This is a genomic window from Haemophilus paraphrohaemolyticus (assembly GCF_002015045.1).
GTDB lineage: Bacteria > Pseudomonadota > Gammaproteobacteria > Enterobacterales > Pasteurellaceae > Haemophilus_A > Haemophilus_A paraphrohaemolyticus.
Genome location: NZ_MUXX01000012.1, coordinates 302,996 through 315,714 on the forward strand (window position 1 = coordinate 302,996; position 12,719 = coordinate 315,714).

The 12,719-nt window shown below is 40.5% G+C and carries 8 protein-coding genes and 1 tRNA gene; 8 read left to right on the forward strand and 1 reads right to left on the reverse strand.

Features of this window, described 5'->3' with window-relative positions:
* The first annotated feature begins 93 nt into the window (after positions 1–93).
* The 3 genes from B0184_RS07075 to B0184_RS07085 all read left to right on the forward strand — a co-directional run bounded on the left by B0184_RS07075 (position 94) and on the right by B0184_RS07085 (position 2,601).
* Positions 94–1,170, forward strand: a complete 1,077-nt coding sequence (locus B0184_RS07075) for an acyl-CoA dehydrogenase family protein (protein ID WP_005709920.1) — start codon at positions 94–96, stop codon at positions 1,168–1,170.
* Between the two features lie 194 nt (positions 1,171–1,364).
* A complete protein-coding gene (locus B0184_RS07080) occupies positions 1,365–2,135 on the forward strand; it encodes a threonine/serine exporter family protein (RefSeq protein WP_005710017.1) in 771 nt (256 codons plus the stop codon).
* 1 nt (position 2,136) lies between these two features.
* Complete coding sequence (locus B0184_RS07085; protein WP_039851657.1) at positions 2,137–2,601, forward strand: threonine/serine exporter family protein; 465 nt, start codon at positions 2,137–2,139, stop codon at positions 2,599–2,601.
* Positions 2,602–2,836: 235 nt separating this feature from the next.
* Here B0184_RS07085 and glnS read toward each other — a convergent pair whose 3' ends face one another.
* On the reverse strand, positions 2,837–4,507 hold the full coding sequence (gene glnS / locus B0184_RS07090) for a glutamine--tRNA ligase (RefSeq protein ID WP_005709857.1): 1,671 nt from the start codon (positions 4,505–4,507) through the stop codon (positions 2,837–2,839).
* Positions 4,508–4,686: 179 nt separating this feature from the next.
* Between glnS and B0184_RS07095 the strand changes: the two genes are divergently transcribed.
* From B0184_RS07095 to B0184_RS07115, 5 genes are all read left to right on the forward strand, one after another.
* Positions 4,687–4,763 (forward strand) — tRNA-Met (locus B0184_RS07095).
* A gap of 188 nt (positions 4,764–4,951) precedes the next feature.
* Positions 4,952–5,413 carry a ribosome maturation factor RimP gene (gene rimP / locus B0184_RS07100; protein ID WP_005710024.1) on the forward strand — a complete coding sequence of 154 codons (462 nt, stop codon included), beginning with the start codon at positions 4,952–4,954 and terminating at the stop codon, positions 5,411–5,413.
* Between the two features lie 29 nt (positions 5,414–5,442).
* On the forward strand, positions 5,443–6,939 hold the full coding sequence (nusA, locus tag B0184_RS07105; protein WP_005709944.1) for a transcription termination factor NusA: 1,497 nt from the start codon (positions 5,443–5,445) through the stop codon (positions 6,937–6,939).
* Positions 6,940–6,960: 21 nt separating this feature from the next.
* Positions 6,961–9,513: a translation initiation factor IF-2 gene (gene infB / locus B0184_RS07110; RefSeq protein ID WP_005710002.1), complete on the forward strand. Its 2,553-nt coding sequence runs from the start codon at positions 6,961–6,963 to the stop codon at positions 9,511–9,513.
* A 520-nt stretch (positions 9,514–10,033) separates the two neighbouring features.
* Positions 10,034–12,616, forward strand: coding sequence for a site-specific DNA-methyltransferase (locus B0184_RS07115; RefSeq protein WP_232609938.1), 2,583 nt, complete (start codon positions 10,034–10,036; stop codon positions 12,614–12,616).
* Positions 12,617–12,719 lie beyond the last annotated feature (103 nt).

The window sequence follows — 12,719 nt, forward strand, 5'->3', positions numbered from 1 at the left end:
TGAATAATAAGTAGGTTTTTATTATTTCTCAATCGTTTGCTTTTTGTCTAATATCGCTCCAACTTCATTTTTTAACGATTAAAGGAGCATTTTATGGCTAAATATCTATCAACTGAATTTATTGAATGGTTAAACCAACACGCAGCAGAGATTGATCAATCAAATCAATATGCCGATGAGTTATTTAAGCGAGTGGCACAAGAGAGTATTTTTAAAATTGGGGTGCCTGAAGTATTGGGAGGCAAAGGTGGTTCATTCCAACAAGCGATGGAAGCGGTGCGTGAAATTTCGACTTACTCTTTAACGGCAGGTTTTATCTCTTGGGGGCATCGCACCTTAATCCAAAATTTATTAAGCAGTAAAAATAGCTTCCCGCGTGAACGTTGGTTGGGTGATTTATTAAATGGTGAATTATCGGGCGGTACGGGCTTATCAAATGCGGTGAAATTCCTTTCAGGCATTGAAGAATTACAAGTAACAATTGTAGAAGAAAGCGGAAAACGCTATTTACAAGGTCGCTTGCCGTGGATTACCAATCTGAAAGAGGACGGATTTATCACAATTTGTGCTGCAGAATATGCAGATGGAAGCAAACCACCTGTAATTATTGTGTTACCGTATAACGCAAATGGTGTGACCCGCACGAAAGAATTATCGCTTGTAGCACTACAAGGCAGTAATACGGTGGCGATAGAGTTAAATCACGTGGAGCTCGTTTCTGATTGGATCATTGCAGAAAACGCAGGTGAATATTTAGCCCAAGTGCGCCCAACTTTCCTAGGATTGCAATGCGCAATGGCATTTGGTTTGGCAGCACGTAGCCTTTCGGAAGTGAAAAAATCACTCGATTACGTGGATAATCGTTCTGTGCTAAAACCAGAATATGATAAACAGGTTCAAAAATTAGCTAATTTAGAACACCGATTAGCGGAAGGATTAAATCAATCCAATTTCTTTATCGACAATCCAAAGGCCTTATTTGATGTGCGTATCGAAATTGTGGATGTGGTTGCCTCAAGTTTATTGCTTGAATTACAGGCTTCTGGAGGTCGAGGCTACTTGCAAAACGCAGGTTCAGATTTTATCCGCCGTTGGCGAGAAGGTGCATTTTTGCCTGTAGTAACACCGAGTGTGTTGCAGCTAAAAACCATTTTGCAGGCGGCTAAATAAAGTTATTGCAAATTCTAATAAAAAATCAACCGCTTGTAGCAGAGACGCTACAAGCGGTTTGTTTTTGGGAATTTTTTGCGATTACATCAATTTTCTTATCTTTTGACCTAGATCATAACTCAAATTTATTTTCTAATCACATTGAGGCATTAGGATTATAATTTGGGCAGTTTGATTTTTGTGCGAGGTTCAATATGGAACAGGAACATCAACGGGCAGTAACAAGGGCGTGTATTCAAGTGGCGCTATTGCTATTGCAACACGGGGCGGAGAGTACGGTGGTGGTACAAATGGCTCAGCGATTGGGTGTCGCATTAGGTGTGGAGAGTGTGGAGTGTGCTTTAACAGCGAATGCGATTGTGCTCACAACACTTTCAGAACAACACTGCATTACGACCACGCGGAAAAACAGCGATAAAGGCATTAATATGCAGATGGTCACCGATGTGCAGCGGATTGTGATTGCGGTGGAGCATAAACTGTATGATTTAGAAATGACACAACAAAAGTTGAATCGATTAAAACCGCTGAAATATCCACCAATGCTAGTGGTAGGAATGATTGGACTTTCTTGTGCTTCTTTTGCTCATCTTTCAGGGGGCGATTGGGTGATTTGTGTGATTACTTTTTTTGCTTCTGCTGTGGGAATGTTCGTGCGTCAAGTATTATCTAAACTGCATTATAATGCGCTGATTGTATTTGCGATGACCTCTTTTGTTTCATCTCTGATTTCGGGCTTAAGCTTGAAATATCAGTGGGGAAACGATCCGCAAGTGGCATTGGCTTCCAGCGTTTTATTGCTTGTACCTGGTTTTCCTCTTATCAATTCGCTGGCGGATATTTTGAAAGGCTATATCAATATGGGAATTGGGCGTTGGACAGTTGCTACTATTCTCACTTTTGGGGCTTGTTTGGGGATTGTATTTGCGTTAAGCATGATGAATATTTCGACTTGGGGGCATTAAAATGGATTTTATATTCAGTTTGTTAGACGATATGTTCTTTGCGGCCATTCCTGCGGTAGGGTTCGGCTTGGTGTTTAATACACCTGTAAAAGCGTTGAAGTATTGTGCGATTTTAGGAGCCTTAGGGCACGTTACTCGCACATTATTACTGCAAATTCATATTCCTATTGTCTTTGCTACTTTTTTTGCTACCTGTGTAATTGGCTTTATTGGTGTGCATTTATCTCACCGTTATTTAGCACATCCAAAAGCATTTACTGTTGCGGCAATTATTCCGATGATTCCTGGGGTATATGCCTATAAGGCAATGATTGGGATGGTGCAGCTTCATCATTTCGGCTTCTCTGAAATTAGGTTTGAAAATGCGATTAGTGCATTTTTGAATACCACCTTTATTCTGGGGGCGATTGTGTTTGGATTGGCATTGCCAGGTTTGTTGTTTTATCGGGAGAGACCTGTGGTGTGATATTAGCGTAGGGACGGGTTATCCCCGTCCAACTTTTTACTACATGCCGATTGTGCTCCAATTAAATAACCAAGCTCCATCAGGTTGTTTTATAGCGAGATAGCGTCCAATATGTGCTTCTTGATTTGTTGTAAGACATTTGGCGAACGGGGTTAAGAGGGTAGGGCATTCCTATATAAAATAATTCTATTTAAAAGGGCTAATATGGTTAGCCCCTATGTAATTTATCGTTTAATTAAAACGCCACACTTTCTTTTAAACTTACAGTTAAGTTGAAGATTAAGTGTTCTGGGTGGCTGTCTTTGCTATCTAAGCAGTAATAGCCTTCGCGTTCGAATTGGTAACCTTGTTCTGCTTTTGCGTTTGCTAAACTTGGTTCAACAAAACCGTGTTTTACTACTAAAGAATTTGGGTTTAATACGCTTTCGAGCTCTTCTTCCGCACCTGGATTCGGTACAGTGAATAAGCGATTGTATAAACGGAATTCTGCAGGTTTGGCGTGTGTTGCAGAAACCCAGTGGATTACACCTTTCACTTTACGACCGTCTGCAGGATTTTTGCCTAAGGTTTCCGAATCATATGTGCAATAAATGGTGGTAATTTTACCGCTTGCATCTTTTTCTACACGTTCAGCTTTGATCACATAAGCATTACGTAAACGCACTTCTTTACCTAATACTAAGCGTTTGTATTGTTTGTTTGCTTCTTCACGGAAGTCAGCTTCGTCAATGTAAAGCTCTTTCGTGAAAGGCAATTCGCGAGAGCCTAATTCTTCACGGTTTGGATGATTTGGTGCTTTTAACCACTCTTCGCCTTCGAAGTTTTCAATTACTACTTTAACAGGATTAATTACAGCCATTGCACGTGGTGCATTTTCGTTTAAATCTTCACGAATGCAGGCTTCAAGGGCAGAGTATTCCACTACGTTATCTTGTTTGGTCACGCCAATACGACGACAGAATTCACGAATAGATGCTGGCGTATAACCACGGCGACGTAAACCTGAAATGGTTGGCATACGCGGGTCGTTCCAACCATCAACAATCTCTTCATTTACCAATTTCAATAGCTTACGTTTAGAAGTTAAAGTACCTTCTAAGTTTAAACGCGAGAATTCGTATTGATGCGGTAACGGATGTTCAATACTGATATTATCTAACACCCAGTCATATAAACGACGGTTGTCTTGGAATTCTAATGTACATAATGAGTGAGTAATACGCTCAATCGCATCTGAAATACAGTGCGTGAAATCGTACATCGGATAAATGCACCATTTATCGCCTGTTTGGTGGTGGCTAGCGAATTTAATACGATATAACACAGGGTCACGCATTACCATAAATGGCGAAGCCATATCAATTTTTGCACGCAAGCTCGCTTTACCTTCTTCAAACTCACCGTTTTTCATTTTCTCGAATAAGGTTAAGTTCTCTTCCACAGAGCGGTCGCGATATGGACTGTTTTTACCCGCTTCTGTTAATGTACCGCGATATTCACGCATCTCTTCTGGCGAAAGCTCATCTACATACGCTAAGCCTTTTTTGATAAGCTCAATCGCATAGCCGTAAAGTTGGTCAAAATAATCTGAGGCATAACGCGGCTCGCCTTCCCATTTAAAGCCTAACCATTCAACGTCAGCTTTAATAGAATCGACATATTCCACATCTTCTTTTACTGGGTTGGTGTCATCAAAACGGAGGTTACATAAACCTTTGTAATCTTCGGCAATTCCGAAGTTTAAGCAGATTGATTTGGCGTGACCAATATGTAAATAGCCATTTGGCTCAGGTGGGAAACGGGTATGTACACTGTTGTGTTTACCCGATGCTAAATCTTCATCAATAATATGGGTAATAAAATTCGCACGAACATCATTTTCTTGCGTTAAAATTTCTTCGCTCATAGTTCTCTCTGTTTTTATCTATATAAATGAATAATTGGAGCATTCTACACTTTATTTGTAATGAATTAAAGGGAAGCAACAAAACTCATTCTTCGACAAGCTCAGGAACCGTTTTGTTTTTATTTTCAAAAAAAATATTTGACATCATCTCCAAAATCTCTATAATACGCTCCATCAGACGCGGGGTGGAGCAGCTTGGTAGCTCGTCGGGCTCATAACCCGAAGGTCGTTGGTTCAAATCCGGCCCCCGCAACCAGTTTTATCGGCTCACATTCCTGATAAGGTCTGTGAGCTTTGTTTTATGTATTCTTGTAATCTATTTGCAAAATATCACGTAAAACAAACCGCTTGTATTGCTTGCGTTTAAAGAATATAGGTGGCGGATACAGTTTATTCGTATCATGAGGGCTGGTTAAGCCCTTTTTTTACATCTGGAGAAAACCTTTGGCTACTTTAGAGCAGAAATTAGAAGAGTTAACTGCAGACACCATTGAAGCAATGGGGTGTGAGTTAGTTGGCATTGAATGTCAACGTGCAGGACGTTATTTAACCGTCCGTTTATTTATTGATAAAGAAGGTGGCGTAACAATTGATGATTGTAGCGATGTTAGCCGTCAAGTCAGTGCGATTTTAGATGTTGAAGATCCTATCGCAGACAAATATAACCTTGAAGTGTCTTCTCCTGGTTTAGATCGTCCATTGTTCACATTGGCTCATTACGAGCGTTTTGTAGGACGTGATATGGTGGTTCACTTACGTATCCCAATGTTTGACCGCCGTAAATGGCAAGGTAAATTAGAAAGTGTTGAAGGCGATTTGATTACCTTAATCGTAGATAACGAGCCACGTCAGTTCGCATTTGGCAATATTCAAAAGGCAAATTTAGTGCCTGTATTTGATTTTTAACCTATATTGATAATTGAAAGAGAAATCCAATGAGTAAAGAGATTCTTTTAGCCGCTGAAGCGGTTTCAAACGAGAAACAATTACCAAAAGAAGCGATTTTTGAAGCTTTAGAAACAGCTTTAACCATCGCAACGAAAAAAGGTAGTGATTTAGATATTGATGTGCGTGTTGTGGTTGATCGTAAAACCGGTGCATTTCAAACTTTCCGTCGTTGGTTAGTGGTGGAAGAAGTGCATAATATGACGCGTGAAATCAGCTTAGAAGCCGCACAATTCGACAATCCTGAAATCCAATTAGGCGATGTAGTTGAAGATGAAGTGGAATCTATTGAATTCGGTCGCGTGGCAATTCAAACCTTCGGTCAAGTGGTAAAAACGAAAATCCGTGAAGCAGAGAAGAGCAAAATCATTGATGAGTTCCGTCCAGATGAAGGCAAAATCATCAGTGCAACCGTGAAAAAAGTCACCCGCGATAATATCTTCCTTGAGCTTCAAGGTAAAACAGAAGACATCAAAGGCGAAGCGGTTATTGTGCGTGAAGATATGCTTCCGCGTGAAAACTTCCGCCCAGGTGACCGTGTGCGTGGCGTGTTATATGCGATTAAGCCTGAATCTAAAGGCCCACAAATCTTTATAACCCGTGCAAAACCTGTGATGTTAGAAGAGCTATTCAAACTTGAAGTGCCAGAGATCGGTGAACAAATCATCGAGATTAAAGGTGCAGCACGCGATCCTGGTTCACGTGCGAAAATTACCGTGAAATCTAACGATAAACGTATCGATCCAGTAGGTGCTTGCGTGGGTATGCGTGGTTCACGTGTTCAAGCGATCAGCAATGAGCTTGGCGGTGAGCGTGTTGATATCGTGCTTTGGGACGACAACCCTGCGCAATTTGTGATCAACGCAATGGCACCTGCAGATGTGAGCTCAATTACAATTAACGATGAAACTCACTCAATGGATATTGCGGTTGAGGCGAAAAACTTAGCACAAGCGATTGGTCGTAATGGTCAAAACGTGCGTTTAGCTACCCAATTAACAGGCTGGACATTAAACGTAATGACAGTGGAAGAGCTTGATAAGAAAGCACAAGAAGAAGATGGTAAAGTGATTAACCTTTTAACTTCAGCATTAGAAATTGATGATGAGTTTGCACAAGTGTTAATTGATGAAGGCTTTACTTCTTTAGAAGCGATTGCATATGTTCCAGTTGATGCTTTAACAGCAATTGATGGCTTGGAAGATGAAGACTTAGTCGAAGAGTTACAAGCTCGTGCAAAAAATGCAATCACTAAGAAAGCCCTTGAAGAAGAAGCAGCTTTAAAACAAGCTCAAATCGATGAGAAATTATTAAACCTTGAAGGTATGGAACGCCATATCGCATTCAGATTAGCAGAAAAAGGCATTACCAACCTTGAAGAATTAGCTGAACAAGGCACAGACGAATTAGCGGATATTGAAGAATTATCTGAAGAGAAAGCAGGCGAATTGATTATGGCTGCTCGTCAAATTTGTTGGTTTAGCTAATTATGTTGAGAGGAATTTATAATGACAGAAAAAACTGAGAAAAAAACGCTCTCATTAGGCGGTGCTCGTAAAACGAGTAAAGCGAATGCGACAACAACGGGCGGTAAAACTAAAGCCGTAGAAGTAAAAGAGAAAAAAGCACCGATTGATGCAAAAGCATTAAAAGAGAAGGTGGAACAAGAAGCTAAATTAGCTTTAGAAAAAGCGGCAAAAGAGAAAGAAGTAGCAGAGAAAGCAGCTCGTGAAGCAGAGGTAAAAGCGAAAGCTGAAGCTGATGCAAAAGCAGCAGAAGAGGCGAAAAAAGCCGAAGAAGCTAAAGCCGCGAAAAAACCTGCTGCACCTATCATGCCAAATAAAGTGACAAAACCAGCTCAACCAAAAGTGGAAACACTAAAACAAGAGAAAGCGGTTGATCCTGAAAAAGAAGCGAAGAAAAAAGAAGAAGCTGAGCTTCGTCGTAAGCAAGAAGAGTTAGCTCGTCAAAAAGCAGAAATGGATGCGAAACGTGCAGCAGAAAATGCACGTCGTTTAGCGGAAATTGAACGTGAAGAAGCGGGCGATAACAATAATGATGATTTCGAAGATGAACGCTTTACTTCAAGCTATGCACGTGATGCAGAGCGTGATAATGATCGCCGCAGCGAAGGCAACCGTGGTCGTGGTAAATCAGGTGTAGCGAAGGCGAAAAAAGGCGGTCGGGAAGATGATAAAAACGAACGCAATGCAGATCGTCGCAACCAACGTGATCAAAAAGGTAAGGGCAAAGGTAAAAAAGGGGCTGCGTTGCAACAGGCCTTTACTAAACCAGCTCAAGTGGTGAAAGCGGATGTTGTGATTGGCGAAACCATTACCGTTGCGGAACTTGCGAACAAAATGGCAGTAAAAGCAACGGAAATCATCAAAACCCTGATGAAGATGGGCGAGATGGTAACGATTAACCAAGTGATAGACCAAGAAACTGCGCAATTAGTGGCAGAAGAAATGGGTCACAAAGTTATTCTTCGCAAAGAAAATGAATTAGAAGAAGCGGTAATGAGCGATCGCGATACTGATGCTGAGTTAGTGACTCGAGCACCAGTGGTAACCATTATGGGGCACGTAGACCACGGTAAAACATCACTACTTGACTACATCCGTAAAGCGAAAGTGGCAGCAGGTGAAGCGGGCGGTATTACTCAGCACATCGGTGCATACCACGTCGAAACCAACGACGGTAAGATGATTACCTTCTTAGATACTCCAGGACACGCAGCGTTTACCTCAATGCGTGCACGTGGTGCGAAAGCAACAGATATCGTGGTGCTTGTAGTTGCAGCAGACGATGGCGTGATGCCACAGACTATCGAAGCGATCCAACACGCTAAAGCGGCGGGTGCACCTTTAGTGGTTGCGGTGAACAAAATTGATAAACCAGAAGCAAACCCAGACCGTGTAGAACAAGAATTACTCCAATATGAGGTAATCTCTGAAAAATTCGGTGGTGATGTGCAATTTGTACCAGTTTCTGCTAAAAAAGGAACGGGTATTGATGAATTATTAGACGCTATCGTATTGCAATCTGAAGTGCTTGAATTAACAGCAGTGAAAGACGGTATGGCAAGCGGTGTTGTGATCGAATCTTACTTAGACAAAGGTCGTGGGCCTGTGGCAACTATCTTAGTTCAATCGGGTACCTTACACAAAGGCGACATCGTACTTTGTGGTTTTGAATATGGTCGTGTGCGTGCGATGCGTGATGAAAACGGTAAAGAAGTGGATGAAGCTGGTCCATCATTACCAGTTGAGGTGTTAGGTCTTTCAGGCGTACCAGCAGCGGGTGATGAAGCAACCGTAGTACGTGATGAGAAAAAAGCACGTGAAGTCGCGTTATACCGTCAAGGTAAATTCCGTGAAGTGAAATTGGCTCGTCAGCAAAAAGCAAAACTTGAAAATATGTTTAGCAATATGACGGAAGGCGATGTTTCAGAATTGAACGTCATCGTGAAAGCAGACGTACAAGGCTCGGTAGAAGCGATTGTTCAAGCATTAAACGAACTTTCAACTGACGAAGTACGCGTGAAAGTAGTAGGTTCTGGTGTAGGTGGTATTACCGAAACAGACGCAACCTTAGCGGCAGCATCAAATGCAATTATCGTTGGCTTTAACGTGCGTGCCGATGCAACAGCACGTCGTGTGATTGAAAACGAAAACATCGATTTACGTTACTACTCAATCATTTATGAATTGCTCAACGAAATTAAAGCCGCGATGAGCGGTATGCTTCAACCTGAATTCAAACAAGAAATCATCGGCTTGGCTGAAGTACGTGATGTGTTCCGTCATCCGAAATTCGGTGCAATCGCTGGTTGTATGGTAACCGAAGGTGTGGTGAAACGTAACAACCCAATCCGTGTATTGCGTGACAACGTGGTTATTTTTGAAGGCGAGTTAGAATCTCTCCGCCGTTTCAAAGACGATGTGTCTGAAGTACGTAGTAATATGGAATGTGGTATCGGCGTGAAAAACTACAACGATGTTAAAGTTGGTGACCAAATCGAGGTATTCGAAGTGGTTGAGGTTAAGCGTTCGATTTAATCGGTAGGGGGTGTGGAATATATTCCACGCACGCAAGTTAAATAATTTCCGTGCATGAATTCTTAGTTCACATACCCTACAAGCGGTTTAATTTTGCAAATTTTTTGCGAAATGAGACCGCTTTTTTATGGATACATAACCTATTGATTTCACAAGAAAAAACATCTAATTTCATCAGAAATAGCTTGACATATAGATTTTAAAAGGACAAAAATATGCCTCACCTCACGTTGCACAACTTATATCTAAACTCAAGGAAATTTTTCAAATTAATCAACCGGAATTAGATTTCGGGATCTATCGCATCCTCAATTCTCGCACAGCGGAAATTGCGACCTTTCTGGAAACCACACTCCCTCAAAAAATTCAAACTGCACTGGCGGGCAAACCTGAGCAAGAAACTGCCGTTTATAACCACCTTTTCACCTTCTTTTCCCGCTATTACGACAATGGCGATTTTATCAGCCAACGTCGCTATAAAGGCGATACTTACGCCATTCCCTATGCCGGCGAAGAAGTGATGCTACACTGGGCAAATAAAGACCAGTATTACACCAAATCAGGCGAAAGTTTCAGTAATTATGCTTTCACATTAGAAAACGGCAAAAAAGTACAATTCCGGCTAGTGGATGCGGATACTGCAAAAGATAACCGCAAGGATAATGAGCAAGCTAGAGTATTTGCCTTAATTGAACCACAAATTAAAACTGAAACGGACGCAAATGGCGATGAAATTCAAACGGATATTTTACCGTTTGATATTAAAGGCGATTTACTTACTCTTCGTTTTGAATACAAAGCAGTAAATAAAAAAGAAAAACAATCGGATTACATTACGCAAGCGGTGGAAAAAATCCAAAATTTTGCAATTTCAGATGATTTTCAAGAAATTTTTACATTAAAGCCAACGGATACGAATAAAACTCGTACGCTGCTTGAAAAATATCTCACCGACTATACAGCTAAAAACACCGCCGATTATTTTATTCACAAAAACCTTGGTAAATTTTTAAATCAAGAGTTGGATTTTTATATCAAAAATGAAGTGATGAACTTGGATAATATTCAAGATAGCACTGATTTTTCACATATTGAGCAAAACTTCCAAACGATTAAAACGCTAAAAACAGTAGCAAAAGAAATTATCGCCTTTCTTGCTCAATTAGAAGATTTCCAAAAGAAATTGTGGCTGAAAAAGAAATTTGTAGTAGGTTGTCATTATCTGATTACGCTAGATCATTTAACCGAAGCCCAAGTGCAGACAGCATTAGATAATCCAAAACAAACTGCTCAATGGCAAGCGCTATTTAACGTGAATACAAGCGGTCTAAATGTGGTAGAACTTTGCAAAAACTATCCGCACTTGGTGGTGGATACCGCTTTATTTGAACCGACATTCCAAGCTGATGTATTGAGAGAAATAGAACATTTGGACGATAAAACTAACGGATTGCTCATTCATTCTGATAATTTCCAAGCACTCAATTTATTGCAGGAAAGATATAAAGAACAGGTAAAATGTATTTATATTGATCCGCCGTATAATACGGGCTCAGATAACGATTTTATCTATAAAGATAATTATCAACATTCATCTTGGGTGGCAATGATGTCTAACCGTTTTGAATTAGCACGAGATTTAATTCAAGATAATTCAGGCATTTGGGTTAGTACAGATGATGGAGAGTATGCTCGTTTACAAATTTTAATGGCAGATAGCTTTGGAAATGATAATTTTGTTGGCGATATTATTTGGAATAGCCGAAAATCAATGTCTAGCGATGCTTTAATTTCAGGGGCAATCAATCACACAACATTTTTTGCAAAAAATAAAGTTGTATTAGATAAAAATAAAAGTAAATTCAGATTGCCTGAAACAATGGATGGCTTTGAAAATCCAGACAATGATCTACGTGGGGCATGGAAATTAGATCCTTTGGACGCGCCAAATGTAAGAGAAAATTTAAGTTATGGTATTACAAACCCAAATACAGGCGAAACATTTTATCCACCAGAAGGCCGTTGTTGGCGGTTTGAAAAAGAAACTGTTGATGCATATTTGAAAGACGGCAGAATTTTGTTTGGAAAAACAGGTAAAACAAAACCTGCTTTTAAACGTTTTTATGAAGAGGCAAAAGAAAAGGGTAAGGTCACAAATACACTTTGGGATGATGTAGGGACAACAACAAATGGTACAAAACTACTTCACTCTTTATTTAATAATGCTATCCCAAAAGAAAAATTAAATAAAATAAAGCCTAAGCCTATTGAGTTTATGCAGAAAATTTTTCAACTGCATAATGAAAAATTACCTATTTATATGGACTACTTCGCGGGCTCTGGCACAACTGCCCACGCAGTGATCAATCTTAACCGAGAAGATAAAGGCACCCGCAAATATATTCTGGTAGAACAAGGCGAATATTTTGATACGGTGCTAAAACCACGCGTGCAAAAAGTGATTTTTGCTAAAGAATGGAAAGACGGCAAACCGCAAGCAGATAACGGGGCGTTTGGTGGCGTATCGCAAATCGTTAAAGTGCTAAAACTAGAAAGCTATGAAGATACACTCAATAACTTAGAGTTAAAACAGCCTGCAAGCGATTTATTCGCCCAAAATGAAGCGTTACAGAACGACTATTTATTGCACTATATGCTGGATGTGGAAAGCCGAGGTTCGTTGCTTTCTACCGATCATTTTGCTAAGCCATTTGATTATGAGCTTAATATCGCTACCAGCTCGGCAGGGGCGTATCAAGCACAAAAAATCGACTTGGTAGAAACCTTTCATTATTTGATTGGGTTACGTGTAGAGCAGGTGAATGATGAGCGTGAAAAACGAGGCATTGTCACGGTTTTAGGTAAATTGCCAAGCGGTGAAGAAACGCTGATTATTTGGCGAGATGTTAATTGTGTGGGCTATGAAGAGTTGAATCGTTATTTAGAAAGCCGTGATATCAACCCGAAAGATAGCGAGTTTGATGTGGTGTATATCAACGGTGATCATAATATTCCAACGGTGTTTGCCGATAGCGATGACGTGGTGAAAACGCTGAAAGTGCGGTCGATTGAAGCAGAGTTTTTAGAGCGTATGTTTGGGTGATGTGAATTATGGGAATGGCGGAATGAGTGACTTATGAGGTTGCAATAACTTCTGCCAAATCTCCCCTACCTCTCTTTGCTAAAGAGGGGATTAGATCGAAGCA